General features: G+C 66.3%; 15 protein-coding genes. 8 read left to right on the plus strand and 7 right to left on the minus strand.

Going from position 1 to position 14,146, the window contains the following annotated elements:
* Positions 1-23: 23 nt before the first annotated feature.
* The gene (tatC, locus tag MUK72_RS01910; RefSeq protein WP_244703279.1) at positions 24-797 is read left to right on the plus strand and encodes a twin-arginine translocase subunit TatC; all 774 of its coding nucleotides are present in this window, start codon (positions 24-26) and stop codon (positions 795-797) included.
* 27 nt (positions 798-824) lie between these two features.
* On the opposite strand, the gene MUK72_RS01915 is transcribed toward tatC, so the two are convergent.
* Both MUK72_RS01915 and MUK72_RS01920 read right to left on the minus strand, forming a co-directional pair.
* On the minus strand, positions 825-1,940 hold the full coding sequence (locus tag MUK72_RS01915; protein WP_244703281.1) for an ORC1-type DNA replication protein: 1,116 nt from the start codon (positions 1,938-1,940) through the stop codon (positions 825-827).
* A gap of 47 nt (positions 1,941-1,987) precedes the next feature.
* Positions 1,988-2,776 (minus strand): SDR family oxidoreductase, encoded by a 789-nt coding sequence (locus MUK72_RS01920; protein WP_244703283.1) that lies wholly within the window; start codon positions 2,774-2,776, stop codon positions 1,988-1,990.
* A gap of 269 nt (positions 2,777-3,045) precedes the next feature.
* Here MUK72_RS01920 and ggt point away from each other — a divergent pair, with 269 nt between their 5' ends.
* A complete protein-coding gene (ggt, locus tag MUK72_RS01925; RefSeq protein WP_244703286.1) occupies positions 3,046-4,920 on the plus strand; it encodes a gamma-glutamyltransferase in 1,875 nt (624 codons plus the stop codon).
* A 23-nt stretch (positions 4,921-4,943) separates the two neighbouring features.
* On the opposite strand, the gene MUK72_RS01930 is transcribed toward ggt, so the two are convergent.
* The 3 genes from MUK72_RS01930 to MUK72_RS01940 all read right to left on the minus strand — a co-directional run bounded on the left by MUK72_RS01930 (position 4,944) and on the right by MUK72_RS01940 (position 8,816).
* Entirely contained in the window at positions 4,944-6,158 is a 1,215-nt protein-coding gene (locus MUK72_RS01930; RefSeq protein WP_244703288.1) for a trans-sulfuration enzyme family protein, read from the minus strand.
* Positions 6,159-6,272: 114 nt separating this feature from the next.
* A complete protein-coding gene (locus MUK72_RS01935; protein WP_244703290.1) occupies positions 6,273-6,650 on the minus strand; it encodes an FAS1-like dehydratase domain-containing protein in 378 nt (125 codons plus the stop codon).
* A 186-nt stretch (positions 6,651-6,836) separates the two neighbouring features.
* Entirely contained in the window at positions 6,837-8,816 is a 1,980-nt protein-coding gene (locus MUK72_RS01940; RefSeq protein WP_244703292.1) for a MutS2 family protein, read from the minus strand.
* A gap of 85 nt (positions 8,817-8,901) precedes the next feature.
* On the opposite strand from MUK72_RS01940, the gene larE reads away from it, so the two are divergent.
* The 5 genes from larE (at position 8,902) to MUK72_RS01965 (ending at position 11,788) form a co-directional block, all read left to right on the plus strand.
* Positions 8,902-9,762 (plus strand): ATP-dependent sacrificial sulfur transferase LarE, encoded by an 861-nt coding sequence (larE, locus tag MUK72_RS01945; RefSeq protein WP_244703294.1) that lies wholly within the window; start codon positions 8,902-8,904, stop codon positions 9,760-9,762.
* 58 nt (positions 9,763-9,820) lie between these two features.
* Positions 9,821-10,018, plus strand: coding sequence for a hypothetical protein (locus MUK72_RS01950; protein WP_244703296.1), 198 nt, complete (start codon positions 9,821-9,823; stop codon positions 10,016-10,018).
* Positions 10,019-10,084: 66 nt separating this feature from the next.
* Positions 10,085-10,474, plus strand: a complete 390-nt coding sequence (locus MUK72_RS01955) for a hypothetical protein (protein WP_244703298.1) — start codon at positions 10,085-10,087, stop codon at positions 10,472-10,474.
* A gap of 61 nt (positions 10,475-10,535) precedes the next feature.
* Entirely contained in the window at positions 10,536-10,748 is a 213-nt protein-coding gene (locus MUK72_RS01960) for a DUF4177 domain-containing protein (protein ID WP_004051753.1), read from the plus strand.
* On the plus strand, positions 10,745-11,788 hold the full coding sequence (locus MUK72_RS01965; protein WP_004051752.1) for a DUF7972 family membrane protein: 1,044 nt from the start codon (positions 10,745-10,747) through the stop codon (positions 11,786-11,788). The genes MUK72_RS01960 and MUK72_RS01965 overlap by 4 nt, the downstream gene beginning before the upstream one ends.
* Positions 11,789-11,807: 19 nt before the next feature.
* Here the strand turns inward: MUK72_RS01965 and MUK72_RS01970 are convergent, their stop codons facing one another.
* Positions 11,808-12,419: a histidine phosphatase family protein gene (locus tag MUK72_RS01970; protein ID WP_244703300.1), complete on the minus strand. Its 612-nt coding sequence runs from the start codon at positions 12,417-12,419 to the stop codon at positions 11,808-11,810.
* A gap of 102 nt (positions 12,420-12,521) precedes the next feature.
* Between MUK72_RS01970 and glmM the strand changes: the two genes are divergently transcribed.
* Positions 12,522-13,850 carry a phosphoglucosamine mutase gene (glmM, locus tag MUK72_RS01975; protein WP_244703303.1) on the plus strand — a complete coding sequence of 443 codons (1,329 nt, stop codon included), beginning with the start codon at positions 12,522-12,524 and terminating at the stop codon, positions 13,848-13,850.
* Here glmM and MUK72_RS01980 read toward each other — a convergent pair.
* Complete coding sequence (locus MUK72_RS01980) at positions 13,847-14,005, minus strand: DUF7563 family protein (RefSeq protein ID WP_004051749.1); 159 nt, start codon at positions 14,003-14,005, stop codon at positions 13,847-13,849. The genes glmM and MUK72_RS01980 overlap by 4 nt on opposite strands.
* Positions 14,006-14,146 lie beyond the last annotated feature (141 nt).

Genomic DNA, 14,146 nt, shown 5'->3' on the forward strand with positions numbered 1-14,146 from the left:
CTGACCGCGAAACGATCGATCGAATGGCCGAGTCGACGGGGACGGGTGTCACAGACGGCGAGAACGTGCCGCTCGACGACACCGAGATGCCGCTTGCCGACCACATCGAGGAGATGATCAAGCGGCTGGCGATCGTGCTGGTCGTCATGGCGCTGGTCAGCGGCATCGTCTTCCCCATCGCCGACGATCTCATCAACTTCATCTGGTACGAACTGCTGCCCGGACCGATGGGACCGGGAGCGGCCAAACCACGCGTCTACGACCCGCTCGCGCTGATCCTCGCCCGACTCAAGGTCTCATCGCTCGCGGGCTTCGTGATCGCGCTACCACTCTTCGTCTTTCAGACCTACCGGTTCATGCGTCCCGGACTCTACCCCAACGAGCGCCGCTACTACCTCGCGGCCGTACCGACGAGCCTCATCCTCGCGATCGCCGGCGTCGCCTTCGCGTTCTACCTCATCCTGCCTGTGATCTTCACCTACTTCCTCCAGTACTCCGAGGGCGTCACGACGATCGCGTTCGGGCTGACCGAGACGTTCGGCCTGATGACGCTGCTGATGGGCTTTTTCGCGCTCGTCTTCCAGATCCCGCTGTTCGTGATGCTCGCGATCATGATGGGCGTCACCTCACGGGCCTGGCTCGCGAGCAAACGGCTCTACTTCTGGGGGGCTTTTCTCGGGCTCTCCTTCCTGTTCAGCCCCGACCCGACCGGGATGGCCCCCATCCTCGTCGCGGCGACGATGATCACCCTGTTCGAGGGCACACTACTACTGCTCCGTTGGACGGGCAGCGAGTAGCGAAGCGCTGCGAAACGGGAACGGAGTTCAGAGCCGATCGCGGATCGCGTCGGCGTCGTAGGAAAGCGAGAGTTCGCGCGACCGGCCGCGGCCCTCGACGGTGGTGTAGTCGGCATCGATCAGTCCGACGCTGTCGAGCTTGTTGACCAGCTCCGAATAGCGGGTGTAGCCGAGCCCCGTCTCGTCGTGGAAGGCCTCGTAGACCGCGCCAGCGCGCTCGCCGTCGTGGTCGGCGATCGTCGTCAGCAGCGTTCGTTCGGGATCGGACAGCCCGCGAACGCGTCGCGAGAGATGGACGTGTCTGGCCGTCTCGTAGGCCGTCTCGACGTCCTCGCTCTCCACGGCGTCGCTCGCGCGGCGTTCGGCGTTCAGCCCCGCTCGCCGGAGGAGGTCGATCCCGACCCGTAGATCGCCCGTCTCGGCGGTAAGGGCGGCCACCCGATCGAGAACGGGGGGTGCGAGAACGCCGTTGCGGAAACCGCGCTCGACGCGCTCGCCGAGGATGTCGACGATCGCGTCCTCGTCGTAGGCCGGGAAGAACACCTCCTCCGGACGGAAGACGCTCTGGACGCGCCCATCGAGTTCGGCGATCACGTCGAGATCGAGATCCGAGGAAACCAGGAGAACGCCGATCTTCGCTCCTGCATGGGTTTCGTGGGCTCTGAGCAGCGAGTAGAGCGTCTCGGAGGCTTCGCCCTCGTAGAAGAGGTAGTTCACGTCGTCGAGACACACAGTCAAGATCTCGTCCTCGTCGGTGAGGTGGTCGGTGATCTGCTTGAACAGGCTCTTGAACGAGACGCCGCTGGCCGGCGGTTCGTACTCGAAGAGCTGCTCGAAGATCCGCGAGAAGACCGCGTAGCGCGTCGAGTCGACCTGGCAGTTGACGCGCACGGTTCGAACCCCGCGCCGACCGTCGAGTTCGCCGAACAGTTTCTGGATCGCGGTCGTCTTCCCCGTGCCGGGGGGCCCGCGCACCATCGCGTTGAGCGGGCGCGAGCCCCGGACGGCGGGCCGGAGCGCGTACTGCAGCCCCTCCAGCTGCTCGTCGCGATGCCGAAAGGTCTCGGGCAGGTAGTCGATCTCGAAGACGTGCTCGTCACGGAAGATCGACTCGTCCCACGAGAGCATGCCGTCCTCGGCCATCACTTTCACCACGCTCCGCGACGATTTCAAGGCTTCGGCGGCGAGCCCTACCCGGTGTTGGTCAGTCCACCGTCGATGAGGATCGACTCGCCCGTGACGTAGCTCGCGAGGTCGCTCGCCAGGAACACGACGACGTCGCCGACCTCCTCGGGTGATCCGGGCCGACCGAGCGGGATTCCAGAGGACGATTGATCGCTCTGTTCGCTCGGTTCAGACCCGTCCGACGCCATGTCCTCGGACGACATCGCGGTCTCGATCTGGCCCGGATGGATCGAGTTGACGCGAACGCCGTGTTGACCGAGATCGGCCGCTGCGGCGTACGAGAACAGCCGAACGCCACCTTTCGCGGTCGAGTACGGCGTGAGGTTCGGATAGCCCTCGAAGCCGGCCGCGCTCGCCATGTTGACGATGGATCCGTCGTCCTCCTGCTCGATCATCGCCGCCGCTGCGGCTTGGGTCCCGAAGTACACACCATCCAGATTGATCTCCATGAGCCCCCGATACTCCTCGTAGCCGACCTCCGTGAGCGGTTTCTGCGGGCCGATGATCCCCGCGTTGTTGACCATCACGTCGATCCCGCCGAACTCCTCGGCCGCCCCGACCGCACTTTCCAGCGATTCGCGGTCGGTCACGTCGCACTCGACGTACTTCGCGCGAACGTCGGTCTCGGCTTCGAGCAGTTCGTGCGTCGGCTGCCCGCCGAGACGGTCCTCTTCCTGGATGTCGGCGGCCACGACGTCCGCGCCCTCCTCGGCGAACCGTCGGGCGATGCCGCGTCCGTTCCCGCTCGCTGCCCCGGTGATCACGGCCGTCTGTCCGTCCAATAAAGCGGACATGGACGCTATTTGGACAGCTACCCGCGTATATCTTTTGTAACTTATATTTCATATCGAATGCCAAATCGAATCGGTACGATCGCGAAGACAGCAACGAGATCGCGACGAAGCCCGATCCGTTCCGGCGATATCGAGGGGTGGAGCGTCATTACGCCACAGTTCGTCCGTCTGCGCGCTGACCATGGGCCGCCGAACGAGTTGTTTTCGATGTCATCCAGTGCGTAATACATCAAGTAGCGTTAATATGGTCTGTCGTGAGTTGGAAGTGAATGACAGACGATGACAGCCAAAGGGACGTGGAGGACGGACAGTTCGTCGACGGGCAGGGAGAAGCAGGCACCGGACGGAGTAAAACGCGACGCCGAACGTTTCTGAAGGGATCGGCCGTCGCACTCGGTGCGGGCGCGTTCCCAGCTACGGCCGATCGGGCCACTGCTCACGACGACGAATCGGATGACGGCGATCGTGTCGATCGCGTCGAGACGGCCACCAGCGGTGAGGGGATGGTCGCCTCGTCGGACCCGCGGGCGAGCAGTATCGGGGCCGACGTGCTCGACGCGGGCGGCAACGCGGTCGACGCAGCGGTCGCGGTCCAGTTCGCGCTCAACGTCGTCCAGCCCCACACCTCGGGTATCGGCGGTGGCGGGTTCATGCTCGTCTACGACGCGGGCGAGGACGAACTCTATTCGGTGGACAACCGCGAGCGCGCGCCGTTCGGCGCGACGCCCGATATGTTCCTCAACGATGACGGCGAGCCGATACCGTTCGACGAGCGCATCACGCTCGGGCAGGCAGTCGGCGTGCCCGGCACGCTCAAGGCCTGCGACATCGCGCTGAAGCGGTTCGGCACGCGGGAGATCGCCGATCTCATCGAGCCAGCGATCGATCTCGCGGGCGGGGCACGGGTCGACTACTACCTGGGCAGTACGATCGAGGAGGAGTACGAGAAGTTCAACGACGCCGCGCGCTCGGTGTTCGCGCCCGGCGGAACACCGCTCGCCATCGGTGATCAGGTCGAGCAGCCGGATCTCGCCGCGACCTTCGAGACCATCGCCGAGGAGGGCGTCGGCGCGCTCTACAAGGGCTCCGTCAGCGAGGCGGTCGCCGACGTCGTCCAGGAGAACGGCGGCAGCATGACGGCCGCCGATCTGGGCGCGTACAACGTGACCATCGACACACCCGAGTACGTCGAGTACGGCGACGTCACGGTGCGAACGCAGCCGCTGCCGAGCTCCGGCGGGCTGACGATCGCGCACATCCTCTCGCTGCTCGAACCGTTCGATCTCGCTGGATACGACCGACAGTCGGTCGAACTCTACCGGCTGCTGGCGGAGGCGTACAAACTGGCCTACGCCGACCGCGGCGAGTACATGGGCGACAAGCAGTTCGTCGACGCGCCGTGGCAAGGGCTGCTCGACGAGGAATACCTCGGCGAACGCCGGGCGACGATCGAGGGCGGCGGGGTGACGACCGAGATCCAGCAGCCGGGCGATCCCTGGAGCTACCAGCCCGGCGACCCCTACGCCATCGACCCGCTCACCGTCGACGACGTCTCGCAGGTCAAGGACGCACCGCGCCCGTACATTCCCAGTCCGCGCGGCAGCACGACGCACTTCACGGTCGCCGATAGCGAGGGGAACATGGTCTCGTGGACGAGCACCATCGAGCAGCTGTTCGGCAGCGGCATCATGGTGCCCGACCACGGGTTCATGCTCAACAACGAGATCACCGACTTCGACGCCGAACCCGGCGGGCCGAACGAGGTCCAGCCCCTCAAGCGGCCGCTCAGTTCGACGAGCCCGACGATCGTCTTCCGCGACGGGAACCCCTTGTTCACCGTGGGATCGCCCGGTGGCACGACGATCATCACGACGGTCGCGGAGATGATCATCAATCTCGTCGATTTCGATATGGACCTCGCCGAGGCGGTCGCCGAACCGCGTCTCTACGCCAACTCGGAGCCCGCGATCTATCCCGAAGCGAGCGTGCCGGGGGACGTCCAGCAAGGGCTGCGCGGGCTGGGCTACGAGCTCGCGCCGTTCACACGACTCGGCAACGTCATGACGATTCGACGGGACCCGGAGACCGGCGAATACACCGGCGCGGCGGACTTCCGGAACGGCGGGGCGACGCGGGGGGTCTAAAATTCACTCGATCACCCCTCAACTCAGTCGGTTGTCGGCGCGTCGGTGCGCTCGATCGCCGCGAAGCCGCGTTCGAGGTCGGCGAGCAGATCCTCGGGGTGTTCGATGCCGACCGAGACCCTGATCAGAGTGTCGGTGATGCCGTTTTCGAGGCGCGTCTCACGCGGGATCGGCTCGTGGGTCATGCCCGCAGGATGCTCGATGAGGCTCTCGACGCCGCCGAGGCTCACGGCGAGCGAGAACACGTTGAGCGCTTCGAGGAAGGCCTGCGCATCCTCGAAATCACCGTCGAGCTCGAACGAGAGTACGCCGCCGAAGCCCGATTGTTGTTCCCGGGCGAGCTCGTGCTGGGGATGGCTGTCGAGACCTGGATAGTGGACGTCTCGAACCGCCTCGTGCTCGTCGAGGTGGGTCGCAAGGATCGACGCGTTGTCGGCGTGGCGCTCCATCCGGACGGGGAGCGTCTTCAATCCGCGCGCGACGAGGAACGAATCGAAGGGCGCGAGCATGTCGCCGAGCCCGACCCGCTGGTGGAATTCGAGCGTCGCGGCGAGGTCGTCATCGCTCGTGATCGCCGCGCCGCCGACCGAGTCGGAGTGGCCGTTGATATACTTGGTCGTGCTGTGGACCACGACGTCGGCACCCAGTTCGAGCGGCTGCTGGAAGTACGGACTCAGGAAGGTGTTGTCGACGACGAAGGTCGCGTCGTCGCCGACCGCCGCCGCGATGGCCTCGATATCGCAGAGCTTCAGCAGGGGGTTGGTCGGCGTCTCCATCATCACGAGGCTCGTCTCGGGTTCGATGGCCGCCGCCACGGTTTCGGCGTCGGTCGCGTCGACGAAATCGACGGCGACGTCGAGACGATCCTCGAAGACGGTCTCCAGCAGTCGGCGCGTGCCGGCGTAGAGATCGTCGAAGGCGACGACGTGATCGCCGGGTTCGACGACGGACAGTGCTGTCGTCGCGACCGCGGCCGTCCCCGACGAGAAGGCGAACGCGCGATCGCCGCCTTCGAGCGCGGCAAGACGCTCTTCGAGGGCGTGGCGCGTCGGGTTCGAGAGCCGCGAGTAGAGGAACTCGCCGGCGGCCGGGTCGGCGTCGTCGAGACCGATGCTCGGATCGAGCGCGCCGAGCTCGAACGTCGAGGAGAGATGGATCGGTGGCACCACGTCACCGGTTTCGGCGGTGTCTCCACTCGTGGCGATCGCCCGCGTGTCGAACCGTCGGTCGTCGTCCATGCTCGCGCTACCGTCCCCTCGACCAAAACCCTTCGTTAGTTGTCAGTAATTATTGCCGGAGCGATATGAGCAGTGGTAATTTGAGAGGAGGATCGGTGCGGGCGGCGGGCGGTTCTACGCCGGGATCATCCCTTCGGACTCGCCGCGCATGACGACCTCGCCGTCCCCGTTGTGGCAGACGAACGCCGACTCCATCAGCGTCCGGTCGTCGGTCTCGGTGAGCGATCGGATCTCCGACTCGCAGGTGATGGCGTCGCCGGCGAAGACCGGGCGCACGAACTCGAACTCGAGCGTGTGGGCGATGTAGTCGATGTCGCCGCCGAGCTTGGTCGGGAGCGTCGCGGTGAGCAGCCCCTGGGCCATCAGTCGGCCCTCGGCGTCGCGCTCGACGTGCTGTTGGCCCGTATCGCCCGACAGCTCGGCGAACCGCTGGATGTCGTCCTCGCTGAACGTGCGCTCGTACGAACGGGTTTGACCCTCGTGGACGTCCATTGTGATCGACGGGAGACGGCCCAACGGCATAACTGCTGGTACAACCGGAGTTTCGTTTGCCGCGGTTGCGGCGGCACGCGACTCCCGTCCGTGTCGTGATTCGCGGTGAGTCGATCAGCGGTTCCACTCCGTGCGGACAGCCGTTCGGGAGCGCGATGGCGGATCGGACGTGAGACACCGACTCGACTACTCGAACTTCCCCAGCAGTTTCTCGTAGAACCCGTCGGTGTCGTCGTCGGACTCCGTGGCGAGCTTCTCGACGATGAGTTCGGGCGTCGAACGCGCGAGCACGTCCTTCTTCGGCGAGCGCTCGACGACCAGTTCTCCGTCGTCGAGCCCGACGGCCTCGATACCGTCGATCGAGACCGAGAAATCGGCCGCCTCGCTGATCTCGCCGGCGAGATGTGAGACGAACACGCCCGTCGTACTGCCGGCGAGCTCCTCCAGGATGCCGGCGATGATCGTCGCCGACGCGCCGGGTTCGGTGATGCTTTCGAGTTCGTCGACGAGGACGAGCCGGTGTGTCCCGCCGGCGACGAGACCGGCGAACTCCCGGAGGGTGGCCTCGAACGCGCCCGCATCGAGCGTTCCTTGGCTCTTCTCCTGGTAGTGCAGCGCCTCGTAGCGCTCGATACGCACCGAGTCAGCAGGGACGGGCAACCCCATATGGGAAAGCACCGTCACGAGCGCGAGCAGGTCGAGCGTCGAGGTCTTGCCCCCCGAATTCACGCCCGAGAGGAGCGTCGGCCCCGACACCTCGTAGTCGATCGGTTCGACCTCCGCGAAGGCACAGTCGAGCAGCGGCGAGCAACCACCCTCGATGGCGATGCCCGAGTCCCCGAACTCGGGGAGTACGCAGTCGAAGTCACGGGCGAAGCGTGAAACGGCGAGTTCGACGTCGCGCGCGAGCGCTGCCCGAACGAGTTCGTCACAGCCCTCGCGCATGCCGGCGAGATCGGCCGCGAGATCGCGCTTCAGTCGACTCGCTCGACGGTCGCGCGCCACCGTCAGGTCCTCGCGTAGTCGGTTGACGATCTCCTCGTCGTGCTCGACCGGAAACGTCGGTTCCTCGGGGAACGCGCGCGTCGCGAGTTCGGCTTCACTACTGTCGAGCGCCAGCGCATCGACGAGATGGTCGCGTGCGGCCTCGATGGCCGCAGCGTGTTCGTCCTCGAGCTCCCGCGAGAGCAGCGAATCGACGCCCGCGCCCTGCTCGACCAGCGAGAGCAGATCGGCCCCCTCGATCGTGACGTCGCGCTCCTCGATGGCCTCCCGAAGCCGGTCGTTGGCGACGCTCTCAGCTGTGGAGACCGTCGCGTCCAAGTCGTCGACCGCCCGTTCCAGCCGATCGAGTTCATCGTCGCCGATCACCGTGCCGTCGTCGTCGAGCTCCGCGAGCCGATCGTCGAGCGCCGCGAGATCGAGGGATGAATCGAGCTCCGCGGCGCGGTGGACGGCGCTCGCCGCACGGATGCGCTCGCGGTTGTGCGCGAAGAAGGCGAGCGTGCGCTCGGGGACCACCTCCTCGGGACTGTCGAGCGCGTCCGGCATGACCCGCACGTCGCCGTCGATGTCGACGCCGGCGAACGCCTCATCGAGAACGATGACGGTCGCGTAGCCGCGCGCGAGATCCGCCAGCCCGCGCGTGTCCTCGACGATCTCGACCGAGAGCTCCGGGAACGCCTCCTGGGCCTCGGCGTGGCGTTCGGCGTCCGCGGTCGCGAGACAGCGCTCGCGAATCCGCTCCGCTGGCGGGGATTCGAGCGGTCCGACGCCGACGAGCGCGTCCAAGGTTTCGGGATCGGGCTCGCGTTCCATCGCCCGCTCGACCCATTCTCGGACCTCCTCGATGCGCGAGGCGCTCCCCGTTGGAAAGAGCGTCTCCAGTCGGTGGGCGGCGTCGTCCGTGACCGCGCGCTCCTGGAGGAGATCGAGTACGGCACGATGGATCTCGCGCGCGCGATCGGTGGCGAGGAAGGTCCCCGAATCGTCGTGTTCGGCACGGATGGCCGCGCGGGCGATGGCCGCCGCCCGTCCCGGCGTGATCTCCGGTGCGCGCGCGAGCGCCGCCACGTCACCCTCTCGCAGCGCGCGCTCAGGCTCCTCGATCGACTGGAGGCGCGCCGCGGTCTTCTCCCCGACCCCGGAGATGGATTCGAGCTCCATCGAGTCGATACTCCCCCGCCGGGGAGAAAAACCATCCGGGCAGCGCGAGCGCCGTGCTTTTGGCGCGTGGCCACCCATCGAGTCCATGAGCGTCCGAGAGAAAGCGGTCGCCGCACGCGAGGATCTCGCGGAGCGCGACGGCGTGCTCGTCGCCTTCTCCGGCGGCGTGGATTCGAGCGTCGTCGCGGCGCTGGCTCACGACGCGCTCGGCGACGACGCGGTGGCCTGCACCGCGAAGAGCGAGACACTGCCCGACGCCGAACTCGGCGGTGCCAGCGAAGTCGCCGAGGAGATCGGGATCCGCCACGAGATCGTCGAGTTCTCCGAGCTCGACAGTCAAGAATTCGTCAAGAACGACGGCGAGCGCTGCTATCACTGCCGGACGATGCGGCTGTCGGCGATGTTCGACGCCGCCCGCGAGCTGGGAATCGACACCGTCTGTGACGGGACGAACGCCGCCGATCCGGGCGGGGGCCACCGGCCCGGCCTTCGCGCCGTCGAGGAGCTGAACGCCTACTCGCCGCTGCTCGAACACGGGATCACCAAGGAAGGAGTCAGGGAGATCGCCCGCGAGTACAACCTCTCGGTCTCTGAAAAACCCTCGATGGCGTGTCTCTCCTCCCGAATTCCCACAGGGCTCGAAGTCACTGAGGAGCGGCTGACGCGCGTCGAGAAGGCCGAAACCCTGCTGCGAACCTGGGGGTTCGAACAGTTCCGCGTGCGCGATCACGACGGCCTGGCCCGCATCGAGGTCTCGCCCGATGAGCTGGAGCGCGCGCTCGATCCCGACTTCGCCCGCGCGGCCCGTGAGCATCTCTCCGATATCGGCTTCGAGCACGTCACGCTCGATCTGGAGGGCTATCGAACCGGCAGCGTCAGTCCCGGCGAAGGAACTACCGAAGACGATCTCGACCTCGGTGCGGAGTACCCCATCCCAGAGGACTGAAGCGCGCACGCGCTGCCGTCGGAGAAAGATTCATTGATCACCGGTCGAAATATTTCGTATGGGCGTTCGGCTCGATCAGGAGAGCTTCGACGACGCGCGACGCGCAGAGGTGGGAGCAGTTGCCGGCGCGACGGGCACGGTCGTCGCCATCGGCTCGGGTGCGAGCGGTCCCGTGGAGATCGCGCTGGTGACCGGTCTCGCCGCGCTCGTCATCGGCTACGGGATCATGCTGACGACGATGGTCGAACGGAGCTGATCGGATGTTCGGCGCGATGGCTATAGCGACCAGAATCGTTTTCCTCGCGACCAGTGAACGACGGGTATGGCCGGAGCCCCGCGTCGTGCCCTCGCGATCGTGCTCGTCGTCGTGCTCGTCTCTAGCGGCTGTCTCACGCTCGGACCGTCGATATCGGCGGATACGGACGGCTCGGCGGTCTTCGAAAGCCTCTCGGCCGAGGAGCCGTGGGCGAGCGAGCACGTCCGCGTGAACGCCACGCTGCGCTCGACGCCGGCGGCGGGCAACGTCACGACGATCACGATCATCGGCGAGAACAAACAGGAGTACGATACGGTGAGCGTCGGATCGGGGCAGAGCGTCGTCCCGCTCTGGGTACCCACGAACCGGAACGCGACGCTCGTCGCCTCCAACAGCGTGAACTCGACGACGCTCGACACGCTCAACGTTTCGACCGGCGGGAACCAGCTCCCTTGAACTAGCGGCGAGTCGTGAGGCAGACGTGGGGACTTTTACTGTCGCCGAGTCTGGACGGCACATGGACGATCAGGACTCCCGGCGGTGGGAGTACGAAATTCTCAGGCCGCCGCGCGACGAGACGAAAAAGGAGGCCGCCAACCCGAAGGCCGCGATCAACGAACTGGCGGCCGAGGGCTGGCGACTCGTCGAGACGATCGACTACACCAGTGGGGGGACCAAGTATATCGTCTTCGAACGGCCCCGCTCGGCAGCGACGGGAGACGGGTCGTGACGGCCGACGTCGACGATTCTGCGGTCGACAAGGACCTCGACGTGAGCACGGCGAACACGATGCGCGAGCGCGCCAACGAGAGTCGCCTCAAACTCTGGATACTGCTGAAGGCCAATCGGCTCCTCGTCACGGCCGTGCTCGCGGTCTCGTTCTTCGTCGTCTTCGTTATCGGGGTTACAGTATTACCGCCGCCGCTGATCCCCCAACTCAACAGCAGCGACACGATCGACACGCTCTTTTCGACGATGATCAGCGCGGTCATCACCGGTGTGACGCTCGTCGTCACCATCTCCCAGCTCGTGCTCTCACAGGAGAACGGCCCGCTGGGCGAACAGCGTCAGCGCATGGAGGACTCGATGGATTTCCGTGACTACACCGAGGAGCTGGTCGGAGCACCGAGCCCGGCCGATCCCTCGGCGTTCCTCCGGAACATCATCGACGTCTGTCAGGACCGCGCCGAGGCGATCCGCGACGGGTTCGGCGATATCGAAAGCGACCAGCTCCGGTGGGAGATCGACCAGTTCACCCAGAGCGTCATCGGCAACTCCGAGACCGTGCGCGACCAGCTTCAGGGAGGCACGTTCGGCAACTTCGACGTGGTGTTCGCCGCGCTGAACTACAACTACGGCTGGAAGATCTTCCAGATCGAACGACTGCTCAACGATCACGAGGCGGATCTCGGCGAGCGCGAGAACGAGCTGTTGAACGAACTGAAAACGGCGCTCTCGATGTTCGGCCCGGCGCGCGAACACGTCAAGACGCTCTACTTCGAGTGGGCGCTGACGTCGCTCTCGCAGCTGATTCTCTACGCGGCGCTGCCGGCACTCGCCGTCGCCGGCATCATGATGGTGATCGGCGAGGCGGGGACGTTCCCCGGGAGCACGCTCGGCATCGAGAACATCGCGCTGTTGGTCGGTGCCAGCCTGACGGTGACGCTGCTGCCGTTCCTGCTGCTCGTCTCCTACATCTCCAGGATCGTGACGCTCGCCAAACGGACGCTCGCCATCGAGCCGCTGATCCTCCGGGAGTCCCAGCGGTAGGGCGATCGAAACTCCGGATCTACGTCGAATTGCGGTAGCTCGTATCGTTCCGTCGAACCAGCTCGAACCCATCCGCCGTGGATCGACACTCGTTCACCGCACAGTTGTCCTGCGAGTGTTCGTCGAGAACCGTCGCGTAATCGGTTTCCAGAACGTGGCTACAGACCGCGTAGAGCGGCCCACCGTGAGTGACGACCAGCACCGTGTCGTCGCCAGCGAGCGCATCGAAGCCGGCAAGCACGCGCTCACGCAGGTCGAGCAGGCTCTCGCCGCGTTCGGGCGTCGCCGCGAGCGCCGACTCGCCCGACTGGCCCACGGAGAACGCGGGATACTCCTCGAACATCGTCTCGTAGGTCAGCCCCTGATAGACGCCGAAATCGCGCTCGCGCCAGCGCTGCTCGAACGTCGGTTCGGGCTCGACACCCGCCTGCTGGATACGCTCGGCCGTTTCGCGTGTCCGTCGGAGATCGGAGGCGATCACTCGATCGAACGCGTAGCGCGCGGCGAGATGCTCGCCGGCGCGGGTCGCCTGCTCGCGCCCGCGCTCGGACAGCGGCGTCGGTGCCCAGCCCTGAAGGCGTCGCTCGGCGTTCCAGTCGGTTTCGCCGTGGCGAACGAGTACGATGGTCATGATCTGTGTGCGTCGGCCGTCCGAAAGAACGTTCGTATCCGAATCGCGGGGCGGCGTGGTCGCGTGAGTCAGCGTTTTGTACGGCTCGGCATTCGAACGACCATGTTCGGCACCAGCGGTATCCGGGGACCGGTCGGCGAGGAAGTCACCGCGGCGCTCGCCCTCGACGTGGGGGGCGCGCTCGGCATCGACGCCGAGCGTGTCGTCGTCGGACGCGACCCGCGCGCAAGTGGCCGTCTCCTGACCGACGCGCTGACGGCCGGCCTGCGCGAGTCCGGCACCGACGTCTTGGACGCGGGTCTGGCGGCGACGCCGACGGTGGCCCGGGCTGTCGGCTGGCAGGACGCCGACGCGGGTGTCTCGGTGACGGCAAGCCACAACCCGGCACCGGACAATGGACTCAAACTCTGGCAACCGAGCGGACAGGCCTTCAACGAGGAGCGACGCGAGGAGATCGCCCGGCGCGTGCGCGATGGAGAGTCGAGCCTCGTCCCGTGGGACGACCTCGGCGAGCGACGCGAGATCGACGCGGGCGAGCACCACCTGGACGTGCTCAGCGAAGTCGAAATCGACGATCCACCATCGGTGATCGTCGATCTCGGCAACGGTGCCGGCGGGCTCACGGTCGAGGCGCTCCAGGAACTCGGCTGCGAGGTCGAGACGCTCAACGCCCAGCCCGACGGCTCCTTCCCGGGACGGCCCTCGGAGCCCACCGCCGAGAACTGCGAGTCGCTTCGCGCGCTGGTCGAGGCGAGCGACGCCGCGGTGGGGCTCGCTCACGACGGCGACGCCGACCGCCTGCGTGCCGTGACCGGCGAAGGGGAGTTCATCCCGGGCGACGTCCAGCTCGCACTCTTCGCCCGCGAGGCGGTCGCCGAGAGCGACGTCGACGACCCCCAGGTCGCCGTCCCCGTCGACACGAGCCTCGCGGTCGACGACGCGCTCGCGCCGGCGGCATCGGTGACACACACGAAGGTGGGCGACGTCTTCGTCGCCGAGCGCGCGACCGATGCGGACGTGGTCTTCGGCGGCGAACCGAGTGGCGCGTGGATATGGCCCACACAGACTCTGTGTCCCGACGGCCCGCTCGCGGCCGTTCGGTTGATGGCCCTCGCCGCCGAGCGTCCGCTCGCCGAACGCGTCGCCGAGATCGAGACCTACCCCATTCGCCGCGAGAGCATCGAGGTCGCGGAGAAAGAGAGGGTGATGGAGCGTGTCGAGAAGCGGGTGGCTGCGGAGTACGACGACGTGCGGACGCTCGACGGGGTTCGGGTCGACTTCGACGACGGCTGGGTACTGGTACGGGCGAGTGGGACCCAGCCGCTCGTGCGGATCACCGCCGAGGCACGCGACGAGGGGCGCTGTGAGGAGCTGTTCGAGCTGGCGAGCGCTGTCGTCGCGGATGCACGTCAGAAGGAGGGGTCGGGTTAACTTCGCCGCGTCGAGCGCGCCTGTCTGACATCCGCGCCGTCGCGGATCTTGTCCTCACACTGGGGACAGACGCGTGGTTCGTCGATGCCGCTTGGGGTGAACACTCGCGCATACGCCGCCGTCACGAACGCACCACAGTTCTGGCATTCCGGCATACAGTGTCATTTCGTGCCATCCAATATATAGGCGACGATACGCTCGCGGCCGGTCTCCGGGTTCCTGTCGGCCGTACGACCGCTCTTCGTCGCAATCTCGTCGTGGAGCGAAAATCGCGGATCGAAGGGTCGTGAAAACGA

The sequence above is a fragment of the Halococcus dombrowskii genome (genome assembly GCF_022870485.1).
GTDB classification, from domain to species: Archaea; Halobacteriota; Halobacteria; order Halobacteriales; family Halococcaceae; genus Halococcus; species Halococcus morrhuae.